General features: G+C 46.4%; 15 protein-coding genes. 10 read left to right on the top strand and 5 right to left on the bottom strand.

Going from position 1 to position 19,963, the window contains the following annotated elements; all coding sequences use genetic code 11:
• The first annotated feature begins 111 nt into the window (after positions 1-111).
• A complete protein-coding gene (locus tag RIF36_RS27075) occupies positions 112-1,089 on the top strand; it encodes an alpha/beta fold hydrolase (RefSeq protein ID WP_350122108.1) in 978 nt (325 codons plus the stop codon).
• 26 nt (positions 1,090-1,115) lie between these two features.
• Here the strand turns inward: RIF36_RS27075 and RIF36_RS27070 are convergent, their stop codons facing one another.
• Positions 1,116-2,540: an amidohydrolase gene (locus RIF36_RS27070; protein ID WP_350122110.1), complete on the bottom strand. Its 1,425-nt coding sequence runs from the start codon at positions 2,538-2,540 to the stop codon at positions 1,116-1,118.
• A gap of 152 nt (positions 2,541-2,692) precedes the next feature.
• Between RIF36_RS27070 and RIF36_RS27065 the strand changes: the two genes are divergently transcribed.
• The gene (locus RIF36_RS27065; RefSeq protein WP_350122112.1) at positions 2,693-5,068 is read left to right on the top strand and encodes an ABC transporter permease; all 2,376 of its coding nucleotides are present in this window, start codon (positions 2,693-2,695) and stop codon (positions 5,066-5,068) included.
• A gap of 570 nt (positions 5,069-5,638) precedes the next feature.
• Here the strand turns inward: RIF36_RS27065 and RIF36_RS27060 are convergent.
• The gene (locus RIF36_RS27060) at positions 5,639-8,035 is read right to left on the bottom strand and encodes a penicillin acylase family protein (RefSeq protein ID WP_350122114.1); all 2,397 of its coding nucleotides are present in this window, start codon (positions 8,033-8,035) and stop codon (positions 5,639-5,641) included.
• 198 nt (positions 8,036-8,233) lie between these two features.
• Between RIF36_RS27060 and RIF36_RS27055 the strand changes: the two genes are divergently transcribed.
• Both RIF36_RS27055 and RIF36_RS27050 read left to right on the top strand, forming a co-directional pair.
• The gene (locus tag RIF36_RS27055) at positions 8,234-9,526 is read left to right on the top strand and encodes an amidohydrolase (protein WP_502880868.1); all 1,293 of its coding nucleotides are present in this window, start codon (positions 8,234-8,236) and stop codon (positions 9,524-9,526) included.
• 84 nt (positions 9,527-9,610) lie between these two features.
• Positions 9,611-10,375: an arylamine N-acetyltransferase family protein gene (locus RIF36_RS27050; RefSeq protein WP_350149711.1), complete on the top strand. Its 765-nt coding sequence runs from the start codon at positions 9,611-9,613 to the stop codon at positions 10,373-10,375.
• On the opposite strand, the gene RIF36_RS27045 is transcribed toward RIF36_RS27050, so the two are convergent.
• Entirely contained in the window at positions 10,365-11,228 is an 864-nt protein-coding gene (locus RIF36_RS27045; protein WP_350072809.1) for a hypothetical protein, read from the bottom strand. The two genes, RIF36_RS27050 and RIF36_RS27045, sit on opposite strands and share 11 nt — an antisense overlap.
• 178 nt (positions 11,229-11,406) lie before the next feature.
• Here RIF36_RS27045 and RIF36_RS27040 point away from each other — a divergent pair, with 178 nt between their 5' ends.
• A complete protein-coding gene (locus RIF36_RS27040) occupies positions 11,407-12,501 on the top strand; it encodes a glycosyltransferase family 4 protein (protein ID WP_350120767.1) in 1,095 nt (364 codons plus the stop codon).
• A 91-nt stretch (positions 12,502-12,592) separates the two neighbouring features.
• On the opposite strand, the gene RIF36_RS27035 is transcribed toward RIF36_RS27040, so the two are convergent.
• The gene (locus tag RIF36_RS27035; RefSeq protein ID WP_339784650.1) at positions 12,593-12,988 is read right to left on the bottom strand and encodes a tellurite resistance TerB family protein; all 396 of its coding nucleotides are present in this window, start codon (positions 12,986-12,988) and stop codon (positions 12,593-12,595) included.
• Between the two features lie 424 nt (positions 12,989-13,412).
• On the opposite strand from RIF36_RS27035, the gene RIF36_RS27030 reads away from it, so the two are divergent.
• The 5 genes from RIF36_RS27030 (at position 13,413) to RIF36_RS27010 (ending at position 19,501) form a co-directional block, all read left to right on the top strand.
• Positions 13,413-14,078, top strand: a complete 666-nt coding sequence (locus tag RIF36_RS27030; protein WP_350120769.1) for a C40 family peptidase — start codon at positions 13,413-13,415, stop codon at positions 14,076-14,078.
• A 12-nt stretch (positions 14,079-14,090) separates the two neighbouring features.
• Complete coding sequence (locus tag RIF36_RS27025) at positions 14,091-15,110, top strand: patatin-like phospholipase family protein (RefSeq protein WP_350120772.1); 1,020 nt, start codon at positions 14,091-14,093, stop codon at positions 15,108-15,110.
• A 124-nt stretch (positions 15,111-15,234) separates the two neighbouring features.
• Positions 15,235-17,682, top strand: coding sequence for a KAP family P-loop NTPase fold protein (locus RIF36_RS27020; RefSeq protein WP_350120775.1), 2,448 nt, complete (start codon positions 15,235-15,237; stop codon positions 17,680-17,682).
• 215 nt (positions 17,683-17,897) lie between these two features.
• Positions 17,898-18,776, top strand: a complete 879-nt coding sequence (locus tag RIF36_RS27015) for a PIG-L deacetylase family protein (protein WP_350120777.1) — start codon at positions 17,898-17,900, stop codon at positions 18,774-18,776.
• 35 nt (positions 18,777-18,811) lie between these two features.
• The gene (locus RIF36_RS27010) at positions 18,812-19,501 is read left to right on the top strand and encodes a hypothetical protein (RefSeq protein WP_350120779.1); all 690 of its coding nucleotides are present in this window, start codon (positions 18,812-18,814) and stop codon (positions 19,499-19,501) included.
• A 9-nt stretch (positions 19,502-19,510) separates the two neighbouring features.
• On the opposite strand, the gene RIF36_RS27005 is transcribed toward RIF36_RS27010, so the two are convergent.
• The gene (locus RIF36_RS27005) at positions 19,511-19,930 is read right to left on the bottom strand and encodes a DUF4890 domain-containing protein (RefSeq protein ID WP_350120781.1); all 420 of its coding nucleotides are present in this window, start codon (positions 19,928-19,930) and stop codon (positions 19,511-19,513) included.
• Positions 19,931-19,963 lie beyond the last annotated feature (33 nt).

Below are 19,963 nucleotides of genomic sequence, written 5' to 3'. Positions count from 1 at the left end.
TACTTGTTTTCAAGTATTTTTGATGAAAATCTACCTGCTTCCTGCGATTCGTTTTCGAATGAATTAATTTGGCATTATTAGTGCAGAAAGGGTTAAGTAAAGGATCACGGTATGTTTAAAAAGACCTTAGTTTCGCTGGTACTATTCACGATAGGCGTTTTCATGGCGCTTTTCCGTGCCGACTTGTCGCTTGAAGACCTATCGATAAAGTATGCAGGAAGAACGTCTCGATTCGTGAAAATTGATGGCCAGCCTATTCACTATAAATCGGAAGGAAAAGGATTTCCAATCATTCTTCTTCATGGCACTGCCTCATCGCTTCAAACCTGGGACAAGTGGTCGCAGGAGCTTTCGCAGTATTATCAGGTGGTGCGAATAGATCTCCCTGGTTTTGGACTAACAGGCCCATTTCCTGACAATGACTATTCCATGAAGCACTACAGTGAGTTTCTGGAGAAATTCATTAGTACCGTTGGCTTAGGCCGCTGCTATATTGCCGGTAACTCCCTGGGTGGTGAAATTGCGTGGAATTTTACCATAGATTACCCGGAAAGGGTTGAAAAGCTTATTCTGATCGACGCAGCGGGCTACCCGAATGATGCTCCCCCGCCATTTATTTTCAGACTCGCCAAAGCACCAGGCTTCAACACATTTCTGAGGTTTTCGACACCAAGATTCATGGTAAGAAACAATCTTGAAGAGGTGTACTACGACGACTCGAAAATTGACGAAGACCTTGTGGAAAGGTACCAATCCCTTTGCCGCAGAGAAGGCAATCGCAGGGCATTCATATATAGAATGAATACTGTGCATATAGATAGAAGTGATGAGCTTTCGAAAATAAAGCAGAAAACCTTGATCCAGTGGGGAAAGCATGACAAATGGATTCCGTACAACGTTGCAGATTCCTTTGCCACGAGCATTTCTCATTCAGTTGTTAAGGTCTACGAAAATGCCGGTCATGTTCCTATGGAAGAAATTCCTGAAGAAACCGTAGCCGACGCCATTCAGTTTCTTCAGGAAGATTCTCCATTCCATTTCCCTTTCATCTTTGCTAATTCTCAGGAAGTGAGAAGAGGTAATAATTGATAGGAAAAACTACCATTTCAAAAAAGTTATTTTCTGTAGTCTAGTGCCGGCGGCCTGTTACCCAACAAAGGTTCGTAAACAAAGTCGTTGCCTCTTTTCGTGTTAAACTCAGCCTTTGCCTGCTCAAGTACTTTAGGGGATTTGAACAAATCGTAGCCTGTAATGGCCATCGCCTTTGCGGCCACCATCATTCCCTTAACGCCAATTGACGTGCCGCCACTGGCAACCGCCTGCCAGCTATGGGCTGCTGTGCCTGGTACCCAGGTAGCCGTAACCAGGCCTACGGTGGGCACGTTCCAGCTAACATCGCCTACATCGGTAGAAGCACTTCCGGCCCTCATCTCGTACGGCATAATTTTTTGCGTGTAATCCAGCGACATGGCACTTTTGCCAAGCGTAGTAGATAGTTTTTCAGCAAAAGCCTTTTCCTCAGCAGAGTAAGTGTAGCCTCCTACTTTTTCCAGGTTAGTCTGCATTATTTTGGCCAGGGTTTCGTTGGGCAGCAAACTGTATACACCTCCGGTTACTTCTATTTCGACCCTCGTATCTGTGCCAAGAGCAGCCCCTTTAGCGGCGTTTTCCAGGCGGTTCCACATGTCCTTCACCTCGTCGTTGTCTTTATGGCGCACATAGTAGTAGGCCTCCGCAAAGTCAGGAACAACGTTCGGTGCTGTGCCACCATTGGTAATCACGTAATGTATCCTTGCGTCCTCCTTAATGTGCTCTCTCATCATGTTCACCATCATGTCCATAGCTTCCACGGCGTCCAATGCCGACCGTCCTCTTTCGGGAGCCGCCGCTGCATGAGAGGCAATTCCATAGAACCTGAACTTGCCGGTTTTGTTGGCCAATGATGTGCCAGGGCTGGCGCTGTTCGCACTTGCTGGGTGCCAGTTAATGACTGCGTCTACATCGTTGAATAAGCCTTCTCTCACCATGTACACCTTTCCGGAGCCGCCTTCCTCGGCTGGCGTGCCATAAAATCTGATGGTTCCCGAAGTTTTGGAGGAAGCCAGCCAATCCTTAAGAGAAATAGCGGCAGCGGCAGATGCCACCCCAAACAAATGATGCCCGCAAGCATGACCAGCTATTCCCCCCTCTATTGGAGACTTCTCCGGTACAGCCGCCTGGCTAAGCCCTGGCAGGGCGTCAAATTCGCCAAGTATGGCTATCACGGGTTTGCCATTTCCGAAACTAGCCGTGAAAGCAGTTGGAATGCCGGCAACGCCGCTTTCGATCTTGAAGCCTGCGTCGGCCAACACTTTTTGCAATGCCTCTGAGCTCTTGTACTCCTGATAGCCAACTTCAGCGTACGACCAGATGTCCAGAGCAGTTTTGCTATATAAATCCTCTTTCTGATCAATGCTGCGCATGATATTATCCTTGTCTTTTTGAGCAAAGCCGGTTACGGCTAAGGACAAAAGAAAAAAGACTGGTAGAATCCTCTTCATAGTGATGGGTTTAATTGATTGGATAAAATAAGCAGGAAAAGCCGCACCAAAAAGTAGCCCTTTGGTCTATGGTCAAAAAAATAAATACAAGGCGCCAATGCAACCCCGGGCATATTTTGGCGTCATTAATTTATTTCCATCAAAGACTCATCATGTTTAAGAATTACCTCAAACTTACCGTTCGAAACCTGCGTCGCAACAAGCTTTACGTTTTCATTAACGTGTTAGGGCTCGGAATCTCCATGGCCTGCTGCATTATCGCCTATCTGAATACCCGGTTTGCTTATGATTTTGATAAGCAGCATGTTAACAGGGAAAACATCTACAAGGTGCAAATCAACAAAGATGTACAAGGGCAGCCAGTTCCCTATGGAATCACACCTGTTGCATTGGGCCCACGAATAGCGCAGGACATCCCCCAGGTGGATGAAGTGGTGAGGGTTACTGGTGACTCTTACATTTTGAAGGTAGATCGGAAGGTTTTCAACAGGCATATCACTTTTGCAGACCCTAACTTCTTTGACGTTTTCTCTTTCAAAATGAAGGAGGGCTCTTTTGATAATTTTTATAATAAATCGCAGCTTCTTCTTTCTGAAGAAATGGCGACAGCTTATTTCGGCGACGAAAGCGCCACTGGTCAAATCATTACCCTGGTAACTGCCGATGAAAAAACCAGAGAGTTCATCGTCGGCGGAGTGCTCGAAAGCATGCCTGAGAACTCAACCTTTCAGTTTGACGCCATCACCGTTTTTGAAAACTTCCTGGATCTCAACAAAATAGCCAATAATAGCTGGAGCAGCTTTGTCGGGGGCACATTTCTCTTCTCAAAAAATGGTTTTGCTCCTGATCAGGTTTCGACGCTTCTTTCCAAATATGTGCCGGAACAAAACCAAGCCCGGCCTGATTGGCTGATAGGATCGTTTTACTTGGAGCACATGCCGGACATGCCTTTCTCTGGGCGAGATATCTATTCCTACTGGTTTCCGCAGGCGATGCATCCGGCAGCCATCATTGCTCCGATCGTAATGTCGGCACTCATACTTCTCATCGCATGCTTCAATTTTACCAACACCTCCATAGCTACTTCCAGCAAGCGGCTTAAGGAGATCGGCATCAGAAAAGTAATTGGCGGCAACAGGCAACAACTAATCATCCAGTTTATGGCTGAAAACCTTGCTCTCTGCTTATTGGCTATTGTAGTTGCTCTGGGCCTCGCTTCTTTTCTCGTTCCCGCCTACAGCGCTATGTGGGAGGGCATGACGCTGATACTCGACCTCTCGCAAAATACCGAGATTTACCTGTTTCTAGTTGGCCTCATGGTAATCACAGCAATAATCGCTGGCGCCTATCCATCCATTTATGTAAGCCGCTACGAGCCAGTGAAAATTTTGAGAGGGAATCTCAAAGTGGGTACGACGAGTTCTCTTTCGAGGGGGCTTTTGATGATGCAATTCGGTTTCACTATTATGGCCCTGGTGGCAAGCATGGCGTTTTACCAAAATGCCATTTTTCAGGAGAATGCCGATATGGGGTTTGAAAAAGAAAGCGTAATAGGTGCCAGGGTGAGTTCGCTGCAGGAATACACCACGCTAAGATCGGCGATGGAAAAGAACCCCGACATCGTTAGTCTGGCAGCCTCTGCCAGTCATATTGGTTTTTGGAACTACGGCAGAACTATCAAATCGGGTGATGTGGAAAGGGAAGTAATGATGATGGACTTTGGGCCCGAGTACTTCGAAACCATGGATTTGAAAATGGCAGAAGGGAGGCCCTTTGGAAAAGACCTTGCCGAAAGCGACAGGCTTGGTTCCATCATTGTTAACGAAAAGTTTGTGGAGGCGTTTGGTTGGAAGGAGGCTGTCGGCCAAAGAGTATCCATCAGCGATACGCTCCACTTAACTGTGGTTGGCGTGATCAAAAATTTCTATTCCGACAACTTCTTTTCCCCTATTGAGCCCTATGCCTTCAGGCTTTCCAGAGAAGATAATGTCAACTTTCTCATCGCCCGGGTAGCAGGAGACAAAATTGTTGAGAGTTACAAGGCCATGGAACAAAACTGGCTGGACCTGTTTCCGGACAAGCCTTTCAACGGCTTTTACCAGGAGGATACTCTCAAAGAAGCCCATGAAGTCAATGCAAATATTGTCATCATCTTCGTTTTTCTTGGCGTCGTCAGCGTGTTGCTGTCAGTGATTGGTCTATTTACCCTCATATCACTTAATGTGATCAAGCGGGTGAAAGAAATAGGTATAAGAAAGGTAATGGGAGCCGAAATTCCGCAGATTCTTTGGCTCATTAGCAAAAGCTTTCTTTTGATGGTGGTGGTCGCCAGCTCCTTGGGTGCAGTAGGCGGCTACTATCTTACTGACATGCTGATCGAGTCCATTTTTAAGTTCTACAAACCAATTGGGTTGGTCAGCTTTCTTGTGCCATTTCTTATCATTCTCAGTATTGCGGGTTCTACTTCTTTTCTAAGGGTTTTTGCTGCGGCAAGGAAAAACCCCGTTGATAGTTTGAGGTACGAATAGACCGGCTCTCTACGGAGGTGGTTGTCCTTAAACCGACCCTTGTAGGCCAAACCTTACATTCCAACAAGAGCTGGGTGCTTTGGTTGGATCATTTATGGTGTAAATCGTTAAATCGGAGGATTATCATGCTTTAACCAGTCTTATGCAACCTTCTGAAAAAGAGGTGGATAAATTATTTTGTCTCAGCTATGCTTCACATAAGTTGAAGCAAACGATTGCAATGAATTGTTTTGAGTATTTCTTACATTATTTATAATTATTCTGTTTGTATTAGTAATTTTGCGCTGAAACAAAACGATGTGCTGTTTCGTTATGGTAATTGTAATATTAAGAGTGAGGTGTTTATGAATTTCGGCGCAACGCTAAACAACAATGGTTGGCAACAGTCAACAGGAAATAAGAAGACGAAGGGAGTTATTAAAATGTTTGGTTCCAGAAAAAATGTTTCGGCCCTTGTGGCTATTCTTTTAGGAGTACTAATCGTGTCTTTAGCGATCAATGTTAAAGAGACTCCACAATCTCAGGCAAAGGTTTACTCTCAAATGAAGTAAACCGAACGGTTACCGGCAGCTATTCTTTGTCGGGAAGTAGCATAAGGAGCTTGCCACTAGTGGTGAGCTCTTTTTTGTTAATGGCCATCTTCCTGAATTTCCCTTCTACATACATTTGGGCCTGGTCGTCGTAGTGCCTGCTGTGAAAAACGCCGCTTTGTCCGGTAGGTAAAATGCTCTCCGAATTTTCTATGTCTGAAAAATCGACAACCCGCCGTGTACTGGGCCCAAACGAGACCCTGTACTTGTTTTCGGTTGTGACAGGATAACCCCAGTTGTTGATCACCTCCTCACCCGAAGAAACATGGAAATCGCCTACGTTTAAAACCTTTCCCAGCAGTGGCACCACACCCAGGGCATGGTTATGTGTTAGCGTGTGGATATTCCACCATCTCCATTTGTCGACGTTCTTCCCCAGATCGTCTTCCAGTGAGACCACTGCACTTGTAAGCGCTCCGTAAATCACTTCCTGCCGGGGTTCAACAGCTTTCTTGTCGGCATTGTACCACCAGGAAGAGCTATCGTTGGCAATGAGAAGAGGAAAGGTTCGCTTCCTGAGGTCAGTTGACATGAAGAGGTCAAACTTGTCCTGACCCAGCTCGTCCTTCATTGCTTTTTCTAAAATGGTGTACAGCCATCTGGTATAAATAATTGGCGCAGCACTTTGCCCATCAAACTTGCCATCCCAGGCTTGAAGCAGCTCGAGTGCTTTTTGATCATTTCCTAATAAAGATGCGTTCTCCATTGCCGATAGCAGCACACCAATATTTTGAGCCACAGCTGGTGAAGTCTCATCCATCAGCATCTTTTTTACGTCCTCCTTATCCCAATCATTTTTGCTATCGATCAGTTGCTTTATCCTTCTGGCCCTGTCCTCCGGCAAATAATAGCCCGGGTAATAGTAACCATTTACACTGTCAGGCTGGTTGTTGGCAGAAAATACATAGCCTGCTGGCGGGTTCACTGAATGGGGGTTCTCGGCAAAATCGTAGTAACCAAGTAAATCATCCTCTCCGGAGGCTCCATTAAGAATGGTAAACGAGTTGACGTGTTCTGGCCTTTTCATCAGCCGGGCTGTGGCCCACCAGGCCACATTCCCTTTGGCGTCACCGTACATCACATTGAGGCCTGGGGCATGTATAAGCGAGAGAGCGTCGGTAACATCTTCAGGCGACTGCGCATTATTTAGCTTGCGGGTGGCGTCCAGCACCTGATTGGGAAGCTTGTTGTATGTCCACCACATGGCTACCGGATCAGGCCCAACTATCTCTCCCAAAACTCTGTTGACAACGGGGCCGTGAAGTGATGTTTTGACTTGAAAAACTATGTCTTCCTCGTCTTTTACCTTGATTATTTCGTCCCGGTAGTCGAAGCTTTTCCATTCTCCTTCGTATAGGTACTGATTGCTATCGGCTTCGTTTTCCTTTTCTCTGAAAAAGTCGACATCGTCATTTTCGAGCATTGTCAAGCCGACCGCCACCTGACGATTGTGTCCCAAAATTGCAAACGGGTAGCCGGCCAGGTGATACCCATAAAGTTGAAAATCAGGGGTTTCCAGATAGGCTTCGTACCAAACAGAAGGCTGAGAAAAAGCAATGTGAGGATCATTGGCAAAAAGCACCTTGCCCGACTTTGTCTTTGATGGCCCCAAAACCCAACCATTGCTGCCAATAAATGGAGAAACAGGTAAGAGGCTAAGCATTTCCAGCAACTTTGCAGAAGACTTTTCATTCAAGCCAATGGGGTCTCCAAAATAGCTCGGGATCATTTGCCTGGTGGTGTCTGCTTCTAGCCCCAGGTCTTTCAGGTAGCTGGCACCGAGTTCAGCATTGATGAAGCTCACCAGTGGGTCGGTTTTGTGTGCCGCCGCAAAGCTAAACGACATATAGCCCACGGCGTTATAAATATCCTCCAGGGTAAAAGGCGTTTTTTCAATACCGAGCAGCTCATACTCCAACGGCGTTGGGCCCTTTTCCAAAAATTCATTGATGCCACTCAGGTAAGCCGCTGCTTCTTTCAGCGTGGGGTTATTGGTTTGAGCTCGCAGTTTTTGCGCCGCCTCCTGCGACGACAGGTGTATCCCCAACGTGCGAAAAAACTCATCGGTCGGCAAAAGATCCTTTCCAAGTATTTCCGACAACCTCCCAGGCGCAATCCTCCGCACCAACTCCATTTGAAACAGCCTCTCCTGTGCATGAAGGTAGCCCATGGCCATGTAGAGATCATTTTTGTTCTCCGCATAAATGTGCGGAATGCCATAGCTGTCAAACCACACCTCCACTTTGTTTTCAAGCGGGCTTAGGGTCAATTTACCCTTGTATTTTGGCTTAATGTGTTGCAGATAAAAATATAAGGAGATGACCAGTAAAATAATTAAGACCAGGATGCCTTTTAGTAGCCTCTTGATGGTTTTCATGTGGGTGGGTTTTTTGAAATTTAAGGGTTTTTGAATTTATTCCATCAGACTCTCAACTATTTGCTTAAAAGACGGGCCTATATTACCTATCAAATAATGCTTCCGCTAAAAAACTCCTGTACATAAACGATTCCGTTTTTATCTACCTTCCAAAAGAAAACCAACCCACATATGAAAAAAACTGTATACACCGGCCTTATGGCCCTGTTAATGCTTACCTGTCAGTCCTGGATTTCGCCAGCGCCTGCCGGTTCGAAGCTGAAAGCGAAGGCTTATCAATTGGCGGAAAAGGTAGAGCCTAAAGTCATCGACTGGAGACACGACATACATGAGCACCCGGAACTCTCGAACAGAGAGTTTAAAACTGCCGAAAAAATTGCAGCACATTTAAAAAGCCTCGGTATGGAGGTAAAAACCGGTGTGGCTATTACCGGGGTTGTGGGAACACTGGTAGGAGGAAAGCCCGGTTCGGTAGTCGCTCTCAGGGCCGACATGGACGCCCTTCCTGTCCCTGAAAGAAACGACCTTCCCTGGAAATCAAAGGTAATGGGGGAGTACAACGGCCAGTCAGTTCCGGTGATGCACGCCTGCGGACACGACACCCACGTGGCGATTCTGATGGGCGTGGCCGAAGTGCTGAGCCAAATGAAGAGCGAATTAAAAGGCACCGTTAAGTTCATCTTTCAGCCAGCTGAGGAAGGTGCGCCGGAAGGTGAAGAGGGTGGCGCCGAACTGATGGTAAAGGAAGGGGTGCTGGAAAATCCAAAAGTGGATGCCATCTTTGGGTTGCACATCAACTCCGCCACTGAAGTAGGAAGCATTCGTTATAAGCCAGGAGGGGCTTTGGCCAGCGTAAACAGTTTCACTATCAAAGTGAAGGGGCGCCAGGCACATGGTTCTGCTCCCTGGAGCAGCATCGACCCAATAGTAACCGCTGCTCAAATCATTAACAATGCCCAAACCATCGTGAGCCGAAACATGATGCTGACAAGGGAAGCTGCCGTTGTCACTTTTGGCAGTATACACGGTGGCGTGCGAAGCAATATCATTCCTGAAGAGGTGACGCTCGTTGGAACTATCCGGGCGCTGGACAATGACATGAGAGACCAGATTCATGAGAGATTACGCTCCATCGCCACGCATACAGCCGAAGGCATGGGTGCTACTGCCGAAGTAACAATCGACAAAGGATACCCCATTACTTACAACGACCCGGCACTGACAGCCAAAATGCTTCCAAGTCTTCAGGAAGTCGCTGGTAGTGAAAATGTGATTTTGTCGGCGGCCAGCACTGGCGCTGAAGACTTTTCTTTCTTTCAGGAAAAAGTGCCTGGCTTTTTCATTTTTCTGGGGGGCATGCCAAAGGGGCAAGACGCCTCAAAAGTAGCTTCTCATCACACGCCGGACTTCTATGTGGATGATGAAGGAATGCTGTTGGGTATAAAGTCTCTCTGCGCTCTGACGCTTGACTACATGGAAAGCCCGAAATAGGTTTCAGTCCGGCTGCGGTGGAAAAAACCTACCGCAGCCGGACTCCCTCACAAGGTTTCTCTTTTGAAACAACAGCTTCTTCAAATGGATATTGATAAGTACTTGCACCGGATAGACGTTTCAGCCAGGGAGGCTCCAGGTGCCCGTTTCCTCAAGCACCTTCATTATCAGCATTTACTACATATTCCATTCGAGAACCTTGATATCCACTGGGGCAAGGAAATTCTGCTTGACACTGAAAGGTTGTATAAAAAGATAATTGAGCAAAAGCGAGGCGGTTTCTGCTACGAGCTCAACGGTCTTTTTTACAGTTTGCTTACCCAGCTGGGGTTTACCTGCTACATGGCCTCTGCCAGAATGCCAAAGCCTGACGGAAAACTCTCTCCCGAATTCGAGCACATGTGCATTTTGGTGCAGTTGGAAGGCGAGGTGTTTCTTTGCGACGTCGGTTATGGCAAAGGGCCCGTTTACCCCCTCAAGGTGCTGGAAGAGAATATGCAAATGAGCCTCAACCAGTTTTACCGAATAAGGAAGAAAGACGACGAGGGCTGGTGGCTTGATGAGTCGGATGACGGTCAATCCTTTGAGGAAAAATACCTCTTCTCACCAAAAAGAAGAACACTTATAGAGTTTATCCCCCGCTGCCTTTATCAACAAACTGACCCTGAAAGTCATTTTAGAAATGGAAAAATGATCACGCAGGCCACTCCAGAGGGCCGCAAAACGCTGACGGAAAAAATGTTGATCGTGAACAGTCGGGGGAAAAGAACTGAGCATTACCTCCTCAACGAAGATGACTTTTATATCAAACTGGAAGAACACTTTAATATTCACCGCTCTACAAATTAGGCTTTAGCTGCGTTACCAACTGATCGAGCCCTTCTTTATAAAATGCATATACCCTCTTTTGCTGCTGCGCCTGATCTTCAATGTCAAAAAGAGACTCTGCAGTTAAAACAGCGCCCAGCCAGTCTTTCTCGTGCCATTTACCATGACTCATAGGTGTGAGCTTGTCTCTGGAAGGGTATGGCCAGGGAGAAAGGTAGAAGTACGGCTGATCATAGAATTGATCGCCAGGAGACATGCCTATACCAATACTGCTGGTCGTTTCCGGGTCGCCTGTGTCATTCAGAATAATAAGTGCCGCTATGTCGAAATGATGTGGCCAGCACCGTACGTCGGTTGACTGTGGGAACTCCCTTTTCAGCGGCCTCAAAATATGGTCAGCATTATGAAAATACTTCGCAATCTCTTCAAAAGCCTCAGCATCCTTTTGCTCAAATGGCTTTCCATGTGCTGTGGGGTAGTCTGGAATTTCATAAGGAAGATTGATGGCAAATTGGCCCGTGTCCAGACCCAGTCCTTCCAACTGCTCTTCGAGCCAAACCATCGACTGCGCCTGGGTTTTCCCTTTGAGGTCACATTCCCCTATCGTCCTTACCTCGTCGTCGACCATATGAATGGTGAGGTTCGCCAGATCAAGTGAGACCCGAAACTTGGTTGAACCCTCCACCCAATTACCGGCCAGCCGTTGAAATTGCGGCACCCACACAAGATTGGCATGTTTGTCGTCCTTTGCCTTGGGAAGGTATATTCGCCCCACCACAGACACCTGCTGAACAGCCTGATGCAACGTTTTTCGGGCAACTCTCAGGGCTTCAAAATTTTGGTAGGTTAGCGGTTTCCACGCAATGGTATCCATATTCACGACAAGTTAACTAATCGGTTATTGATTCAAAATCAAGCATTTGTTAATTGATTGTCAACAATGCCGTTCGGTTATACTCCAATGCCTCTCATCCAGTACCTTACTGGCAAAAGCTTCCGTTATTGTGCTAATGCGCAGCGGCAGGAAAAGTCCATATTAATCTCTGGCAGCGATGAACATATTGTTACTTACCTATGAAGGTAAAATGGCAGGCTCCACCAACTCCATTTCATTTCTGGCCTTAGGTCTGGCAGAGAAGGGACACAAGGTATATGTGTGTTGCAGAAGAGAATCTCTTTTGTACACCCTTCTTGAAAATTCAAATGTCAATTTAATCCCGATGAAGTTTCGTGGCAGGTTCAGTCTCAAAGATGTCCTTTTTCTAAAGCAGCTGGTGCAGCGAAACAACATTCACATAATCAATGCACAGTCGAGCAAGGATAGGTACATCTCCATTTTTACCCGATGGCTGCTGGCAAAGAAGGTGATAGTGGTTCATACCCGTCGGCAAAGACCCCGAAGCATGGGTGGATCTATTCAGAACTGGTTTTATGTTAAGGGAACAGATAAAGTTGTGGTGGTGGGCGACGAACTGAAGAAGGTGTTTACCGGAAACGGATATCCACCAAGTCACCTCGAGGTGATTTACAATGGCACACCGGCCAGTCAATATGATGTTGTGTCCTCCGAAAAGGTGGAGGAGCTGAGAACGAGGTTTGGTTTGAAAAAGGGGGACAGGGTAATTGGTTGCGTATCCCGGATGAAAGAACAGCCACAGTTGATACAGGCGCTTGCGCTGCTTCCGGCCAACATCAAAGTAGTGTTTGCCGGAATAAAACCAGGCAGCCTCGATAAGTGGATTGATGCCTATGGCATAAAAAATGAGGTCATTTATGCTGGCCTACTTGACCGAACAGAAGTACTGAACGTCTATAAATTGTTTCAGGTAAATGTACTGACATCAACAATGGATGGCTTTGGTCTGGTACTGGTGGAAGCGATGGCGCTGGAAGTGCCAGTGGTGGCTACCAATGCGTACGGGATTAAGGACGTAATTAAAAATGAAGTGAACGGGCTTCTTTTTGAAAATGGTGATATCAGTGGCCTTGCCAGGCAAATAATGAGAACGTTTGACGACGACTCCTTACGCAATACTTTGATACAAAACGGAAAAAAAACCGCATTCGAAACGTTCTCGATTCAAAAAACAATTGACCACTACGAGGATTTTTTCAACGCCCTCATCGACAACAAGGAGTCCCGCTAAGTTTTTGCACCTCTTTTTGTCATTTGTGCTTTATTGCATAAAAAAAGCCCAGTCACTGACGGGCTTTTAATTGGTTATAGGTTAGTTTAGTTCATTTCTTGTATTTCATCGCCTTCTGTCTCAGCAATGCTCTGTCTGAAGTAATAGCGGGATCGGAATAGATATTGGCAGAAAGCTCAGAGATTACTTTTCTGCTGAAGCCAAGCTTCTCGGCCACTTCCTCGCAAAACTTGATCTCGCTCAGGAACACCTCGTTGTCAATCTTCATTAGCTGCACAACATTGTAGAGCAATTCGAATCTGTCGTCGTCGCTAAGGCTGTCTGGTATGTTCAGATCCAAAGGATTTTCCAGTAGCTCTTCAATCTGCTTGTGGCTTAGTCCACCAGATTCACCAATTAAAAAAATCAACTCCCTTTCCTTATCAGCCAAATCATCATCAGCTGATGCAAGTTGGATTAGTGCACTTATGTGTGTTTTGATACTCATGGATTAAATGTGATTCGTAAATAACTTGTTTTGAGTGGTAAGCCTTTATGCTGTTTCAAATTAAATAAAAACCCTGAAGTACACAACATTCAGTTTGTAGAGGATTGGTTTGCACCGATTAACCTGGGCCCTCTAATCGCTCTTCTTCGTACAATAATAGAACAGATATTCTGATTTTTGACATAAAACCTTTGTTTTCATAAGTAAAGCACCTAAAACACACGACGTTGGTTAACTAATTCTGATTTTTGTAGTATATTCATTCTCTGACCTGTGGAGGTGCTTCCCATGAATAGCGCAGCAAGCCTTCATCCTGTAAAAAGGCGAAGGACTTGCCAGATTCGAGAGAATTTTTTGACCTGATATCCGATACCGGGAGCACTGGCTAACGATTAATTTTCTGTTACTATTTTAAATCAATACCATGCAAGAGCTGATAAAGATCGCTTGTGCTGAGATTGGCGTAAAGGAAATTCCCGGGCAGGCACACAATGCACGCATTCTCCAATACGCCAGCGAGGCCGGATTCCAAAATGTGAAAGACGACGAGACTGCCTGGTGCAGTATCTTTTTGAGCTGGTGCTGCCTGAAGGCGGGCCTCAAGCGGAGCACCAAACTCAATGCCCGCAGTTGGCTGGCCGTCGGCACTGTAACTACGCAACCTGAGCCGGGAGACATCATTGTGTACTGGCGCAAGGCCATCGAATCGTGGGAAGGCCATGTCGGGATTTACATGGGCACTTCCTCCGATGGCAGCCGCTGCTACACCCTGGGCGGTAATCAGGCTAATATGGTGTCCATTTCCGGCTTCGATTCCTCCAAGGTGCTCGGTTACCGCAGGCTTACCACCGAAAAACAATTCATTCTCCCCAAGCCGCCTCTCAAAAAGGGCAACAAAGGAGCGGCGGTGGTGCAGCTACAGGATGCACTCAAAATCGCTGGCTTCGATGCAGGCACTTCCGATGGCTTCTTTGGCGAAAAAACAGCCGAAGCCCTGCGCATGGTTCAAAGTCAGAGTGGCACCCTCAAAATTGACGGCGTGTATGGCGCAAAAACCAAAGACTATCTCGAATCTCTTCTTCAGGCATAACCTTTTTCAACCATGGCAAAAACTATTAAGTCAACCTCATTTGGGTTTAGAAACCTCGTATTTGAAGGCGGCGGCGTAAAAGGCATCGCTTATGGCGGTGCGCTCGATGAGCTGCAAAAGCTCGGCATGCTCGCTCACCTTGAGCGAGTGGCCGGTACCTCCGCTGGTGCTATTAATGCCTGCACGCTTGCCCTGGGTTGTACGCCTGCCCAGGTAGGCGAGCTGATCAGCACCACCAACTTCGCCGATTTTCAGGACGGCAATGGACTGATTGGCAACGCCCTTCGGATGTTCAATAAGTTTGGCTGGTACAAAGGCGACGATTTTATGGACTGGATTGGCGAGGTGGTCAAAAAGCAGACCGGCACCAAAGACTTCACTTTCGGCGACCTCGACGATGCCATCAAAGGCGGCAACACCTCCTTCAAATACCTCTACATGGCCGTGACCAACCTGTCGGAGCAAAAAGCAGAGGTATTTTCGCACGAAAACGAGGCCCACAAGTCGATCCCTGTCAGAAGGGTAGTCCGCATGTCGATGTCGCTGCCGGTGTTTTTTGCGGCCTTCAAAAACGGCAACAATGTGATGGTAGATGGCGGCGTGAGCTACAACTACCCTGTTAACTTGTTTGACAAGCCTGAGTACGTTGCCAACCCTGGTAACTCCCTGGAGGGTAAAGACGGAAGCATTCTTAACATGGAAACGCTTGGCTTCCGGCTCGACAGCAAAGATGTGATTACTTATGCAAAGCGTGACTGGGCTACACCACCTGCCGATGTCAAAAACCTGAAAACCTACGCCGTGGCCCTGCTCGACTTTATGATGGAAGCCGCCAACAAAGCCCACCTCCAGGGCGAGGACTGGAACAGAACAGTGTTCATCGATACCCTCGATGTGCGCACCTCCGACTTCAGCCTGCCTGCGCACAAAATTGCGGAGCTCACAAAAAGCGGCACCAAGGCGGTGAAAGACTATTTCGATTGGAGGTTTATCAAAGCCGAGAGTCCGTGGAAAGATCATCCGGTGGTTTGAGGCAATCATTTGGTTAAGTAAAAAAGTGAATGTAACTACCACTACAGTATATAGTATGTGAGGCTTTTGTGTAGGGCAATTTGCAGAGACCACAGTACTCTTTGCGTTATCTTAACTATTCTATATGACACATGAAGAAATTGGCGAAATCCTATTATTAACTCTTTATGAGAATGGGCCACAATCATCTGTATCGAAAGCATTGCTTCAAAATAGTTTGCCCTCAACTGGAAGTAATCCTGCTCAAATTTCTACCGGCCTGATTAGTAAAGGTTTACTCAAGCAATTAGATCCCTCTGAGCCGGATTTTTGTTCTTTGACAACGAACGGTTTCGAGGTAGTAGAAAAAAAGCTAAAAACTAAGTACAAGGATGATTACCTGTCCTCAAAATCGTTGGAGCAGCTAATAAATTCTACTGGTTTTGGCAAAGGAACCTATGATGTAATCTTTGAAGTTGACGGGAAATATGGATTCACGGTCAACTTGGCAGAAACAAATGCGTTTTTTAAGCTAGAGAAAGTAGGCCATGTATACCGCCTACTAAGTAATCCCAGTAAGGATAACACAAACCCAACAACACCCTCAGAGTCACTAGATAGGTTTAATGGTTGGCTAAAGGAATTGAAAGGCTATCTACCCCCTAAAACCTATCAGAAATTTGCCTTGTCCGTACTGGAAACGGATTCTAACTTTGAAAGAATTGGGTTCAAAAATCAGGGGCTTATCGGTTATCTGCTGACAAATGAGAGTGAATTTACGGTTCCTCTCTACGAATTTACATCTAAAGATGTGCCTAATAGCTTTTTTTATAATACCTCCCTAGAGCGTGAATCCGCTCTAAAGTTCTACGATGCAGGTAAAACTATTGGACATGGTTATACATCTCCAATGGGTGAAGACACTATTGAGCTAAAAAGGTATGGGCTTGAAAATTCTACACTGTTTGTAACCAACCCATTAGAGGATATTCCATTCAGTGACGAGACTACAATATTTCAACCTCCTATCCACCTACTTAAAAAACAAAAGGAAGGCACTGTGCCTATATATGTCTACTCAAATATTCCCGATCAACGATATTTCGAGCCGCTACCAACCGAGCAAAGCAGCGTTAAAGAGAAAGATTCTGAGAGTCTCAACGAAGTTGTCAAACTTCAAGGCGACGGGCCGGCAAAAGACGACAGGCTTCTTAGGGAACCATTTATAAATGCATTAAAATCGCATGTTGACAGGTACTGGAAGGAGACTGGCAATCAAGATTCATACACAATCCATTTAGACGGCGAATGGGGTAGTGGAAAGTCTAGCATTCTTGATATGCTTGAGTTAAAACTTAAAAACGATGACTGGGCTGTTGTAAAATATAATGCGTGGCAAAATCAGCATCTAGAAAACCCATGGTGGATTCTCATTTACCGAATTTATCTTGGCTTAAAGGCTGAAAGTAGCTTTCTTCCAAAAGTTAAATTATGGTTGTATAATATTTGGTGGGGATGGATGAAGCCCAGCATATGGAGCCTGATATCTTTTGTTCTTCTCGGTTTAACTGGTTATTTGACTGTAAAGTGTAGTCTACCTTCACTGCTGTTCCCTTCCCTAAGCAGCATTAAAGATCAGACCGATACAACGATAGGCATTCTAACCTTTTCTGGTTCTGCTTATTTATTGATCAAGTCATTTTTGGGGTCAATATCTCCAGGACTTTCTAGACCTGAGGACTCGTTCCTAAAGAACATAAAGGATCCAATGAATGAACTTAAAAACTATTTCGCAGCGATTATTAAAAGGTCCGATAAACATTTAGCTGTATTTATTGATGACCTCGATAGATGCAATATTGGCTCAACTGTTAGGCTTTTAGAAGGGATTCAGACTTTATTTAAGGATCAAAAAGTTCTTTATGTGTTCTCGGGTGACGGCAAATGGATCACAAAGTGCTTCGAATGTCATTATTCTTCATTTGTAGGTCTCGGAACAGAAGGAAATGGATTAGGAGATTTGTTTCTCGCCAAAGCGTTTCAAATGTCCATATCTGTCCCAAAAATGTCTTCAGAGGCAAAATCACAATACATGAGATTTCTCTTAAATGTGACTCAAAAGCCCATTGAAGATTCTCTTACAGCTGCTCAAACTGAGGAAATTAAAGTTGCTAACTCTGAGCAAGAGCTCAGCAATATAATTGAAAGCAATAAGAGCAACCCAAACACCAACCAGATTGAGCTAAGAAAAAATGTATCTGAGAGGCTTGCCGATATTGATCTCAAAAGTGAACTAAGCCATGTCCTTCTCCAGTATGAAAAAGATCTTGATGCAAACCCGAGAAGCATCAAGCGATTTATTAACAACTATTCCTTAACACGGAATGCGCTGTTCTTGGAAGGAAAAACACTTACGGACATTTCTCAAGCTGATTTGATCAAATGGCTAATACTATCATCTCGCTGGCCTTCATTTGCTTATGGCTTAAAGAATAATCCCGAAAAATTAGACAAGCTCAAAGACCAAAACTCCGCATTTAACAGCTATGTAGATGGTTGGCTGACATCAGAGTTGGTAAGAAGGCTTTTTTGAGACGATAGAAGTATGCTCCCTTCTTCCACCACTACAATAAAGTCTAACCATTCTCTCCCGGAAATTCTTTACCTTATCCGTTGTCACGTTGACCCGACACGAAAGTGAGCCTATTCTCATAGAAAAGAGCAGACGCTCGTTGGGGAGACCTCTCCCTCCTGCGTCGGTTCGGGGTGACGTGTATTAATGATGATTATGCTTTAAACTACCTACTCATGAAAAAACACCTTCTCACTCTTCTCTTTGCTTTCATTGCCATCGGTTTTGCTGCTGCGCAAACGGCCACGCCGCTGCGCATCGTGGTGCTCGGTGCCCACCCCGACGATTGCGACCAGGATGAGGGCGGCACGGCCATTCTTTTTGCAAAAATGGGCCACCAGGTCAAGTTTGTGTCGCTCACCAACGGAGATGCCGGTCACCAAACCACCGGCGGTGGAGCCCTGGCCAAGCGAAGAATAGCCGAAGCCCAGGAAGCTGCCAAACGTTTTGGTATCGCAGAATATGTGGTGCTGGGTAACCACGACGGTGAATTAGTGCCTAGCCTGGGTGTCAGGCTCCAGGTGATCCGGGAAATCCGCAAGTGGGATGCAGATATTGTGATCGCTCCCCGCCCCAACGACTACCACCCCGATCATCGCTATACCGGCGTGCTAGTGCAAGACGCTGCCTACATGGTGGCCGTGCCCAATATTGCGCCGGAGGTGCCTGCGCTGAAAAAGAATCCCGTTTTCCTTTACGGCTACGATGGTTTTCAACGTCCTAATCCTTTCCGACCAGACATCGCCGTGGACATCACCGAGGTAACGGAACAAAAAGGCCATGCCCTGGATGCCCATGTGTCGCAGTTTTATGAGTGGCTGCCATGGATTGGTGGCTATGCCGATCAGGTGCCCGAAGGCGCTGAAGCAAGAAAAGCCTGGCTGACCAAAAAGTCGGTGAGGCCTCCTTCAGCCGAGGCTAAAAAGGCCATTGAAAAATGGTATGGCAAAGACCGGGTGGCCAAAGCCACCAATGTAGAAACCTTCGAGATTTGCGAATACGGCCGCCAGCCCAACGACGAGGAGATAAGAGCCCTGTTCCCGATGCTGAAATAACGTGAACTTTTCCGGCAGTCTTCAGTTTCAATGCTATGATGAAGGCGTTGAAGACTGCTGGGATTGTTTTGCTCAGTTTGCTATTGCTGGGAGCAGGCGTTATTTGGATAGCAAGTGATCCATTACCCGAGGGAGAAAAAGGCCCGGAAGCAGAAGCTCTGGCCGATAAAATGCTGAAGTCCATGAACTATGAGGCTTATCAGCAGATCAAAACCTTGTCATGGACATTTCCCGGAGGCCATCACTACGTTTGGCACAAACCGGAGAACATCGTTGCTGTGACCTGGGCGGATATGGAAGTAAAATTTTCCCCCGACACTTTCGAAGGCTCAGCAACGGAAAAGGGCAACGCTTTGGAAGGTGACGAGCTACATGATGCGATCCAAACAGCCTGGACGTATTTTGCCAACGACTCCTTCTGGCTGGTGGCCCCATTTAAAGTAAGGGACCCCGGCACTGAGCGGCGGCTGGTAGAAACAGCCGATGGGCCTGCATTGCTGGTCACCTACACGTCCGGTGGCGTTACCCCGGGCGATAGTTACCTGTGGCTGCTCGATGAAAACTTCAAACCCAGAGCCTGGAAGCTCTGGGTGAAAATTATCCCCATTGGCGGTGTAGAAATCAGCTGGGAAAACTGGGAAAACTATGAAGGAGCCTGGCTCGCCAGCTCTCGCAATGCGGGTTTTTACAAAATGGAGATAACAGACATTCAGGTAAGCTACTAACCGACAGCTTTACCCTCTGCCCTTGCGCCTTTGGCCTCTTTGCGGTCTGTCGCCCTTTCTGTGTGCTCTTTCTTCCTGTAATTGATCCAGCTTGGCCACCTGCTCCTCGGTCAGAACGCTCTTCATCTCTGCTTTTTGCCTATCGTCGATGCTTTTGATCTCTGTTCTTTGGGATTCCCGTTCTTGTTTGCCAGCATCCAAAACGCCTTTGCGCTCTTCCGCATATTTCAAATGAATAGTATAAAGTTCTTCCGATTGCTGGTCGGTGAGATTAAGCTCTTCTTTTAACCGGGTGGTCATCTCTTTCGCCCGTTCCTCGGGAGTTCGCTGAGCATGTTTTTGGGTTTTTGCTGTGCTCTGTTCTTCTTGTGCCATTAGTGTGGTAGCTGCTACCATTACACCAATGAATGTGATTACAATCCTTCGCATATTTTTCGTTTTTTAATTAGATGCACGAACACG

Source organism: Imperialibacter sp. (assembly GCF_040222815.1).
Taxonomy (GTDB): Bacteria; Bacteroidota; Bacteroidia; order Cytophagales; family Cyclobacteriaceae; genus Imperialibacter.
Note: the sequence above shows the minus strand (reverse complement) of the source record. Positions and strands in the feature narration are given on the sequence as shown.

Bases quoted from the DNA above. Each gene is read 5' to 3' on its own strand.
- RIF36_RS27075 (WP_350122108.1), top strand. From the start codon at position 112: ATGTTTAAAAAGACCTTAGTTTCGCTGGTACTATTCACGATAGGCGTT.
- RIF36_RS27070 (WP_350122110.1), bottom strand. From the start codon at position 2,540: ATGAAGAGGATTCTACCAGTCTTTTTTCTTTTGTCCTTAGCCGTAACC.
- RIF36_RS27065 (WP_350122112.1), top strand. From the start codon at position 2,693: ATGTTTAAGAATTACCTCAAACTTACCGTTCGAAACCTGCGTCGCAAC.
- RIF36_RS27060 (WP_350122114.1), bottom strand. From the start codon at position 8,035: ATGAAAACCATCAAGAGGCTACTAAAAGGCATCCTGGTCTTAATTATT.
- RIF36_RS27055 (WP_502880868.1), top strand. From the start codon at position 8,234: ATGGCCCTGTTAATGCTTACCTGTCAGTCCTGGATTTCGCCAGCGCCT.
- RIF36_RS27050 (WP_350149711.1), top strand. From the start codon at position 9,611: ATGGATATTGATAAGTACTTGCACCGGATAGACGTTTCAGCCAGGGAG.
- RIF36_RS27045 (WP_350072809.1), bottom strand. From the start codon at position 11,228: ATGGATACCATTGCGTGGAAACCGCTAACCTACCAAAATTTTGAAGCC.
- RIF36_RS27040 (WP_350120767.1), top strand. From the start codon at position 11,407: ATGAACATATTGTTACTTACCTATGAAGGTAAAATGGCAGGCTCCACC.
- RIF36_RS27035 (WP_339784650.1), bottom strand. From the start codon at position 12,988: ATGAGTATCAAAACACACATAAGTGCACTAATCCAACTTGCATCAGCT.
- RIF36_RS27030 (WP_350120769.1), top strand. From the start codon at position 13,413: ATGCAAGAGCTGATAAAGATCGCTTGTGCTGAGATTGGCGTAAAGGAA.
- RIF36_RS27025 (WP_350120772.1), top strand. From the start codon at position 14,091: ATGGCAAAAACTATTAAGTCAACCTCATTTGGGTTTAGAAACCTCGTA.
- RIF36_RS27020 (WP_350120775.1), top strand. From the start codon at position 15,235: ATGACACATGAAGAAATTGGCGAAATCCTATTATTAACTCTTTATGAG.
- RIF36_RS27015 (WP_350120777.1), top strand. From the start codon at position 17,898: ATGAAAAAACACCTTCTCACTCTTCTCTTTGCTTTCATTGCCATCGGT.
- RIF36_RS27010 (WP_350120779.1), top strand. From the start codon at position 18,812: ATGATGAAGGCGTTGAAGACTGCTGGGATTGTTTTGCTCAGTTTGCTA.
- RIF36_RS27005 (WP_350120781.1), bottom strand. From the start codon at position 19,930: ATGCGAAGGATTGTAATCACATTCATTGGTGTAATGGTAGCAGCTACC.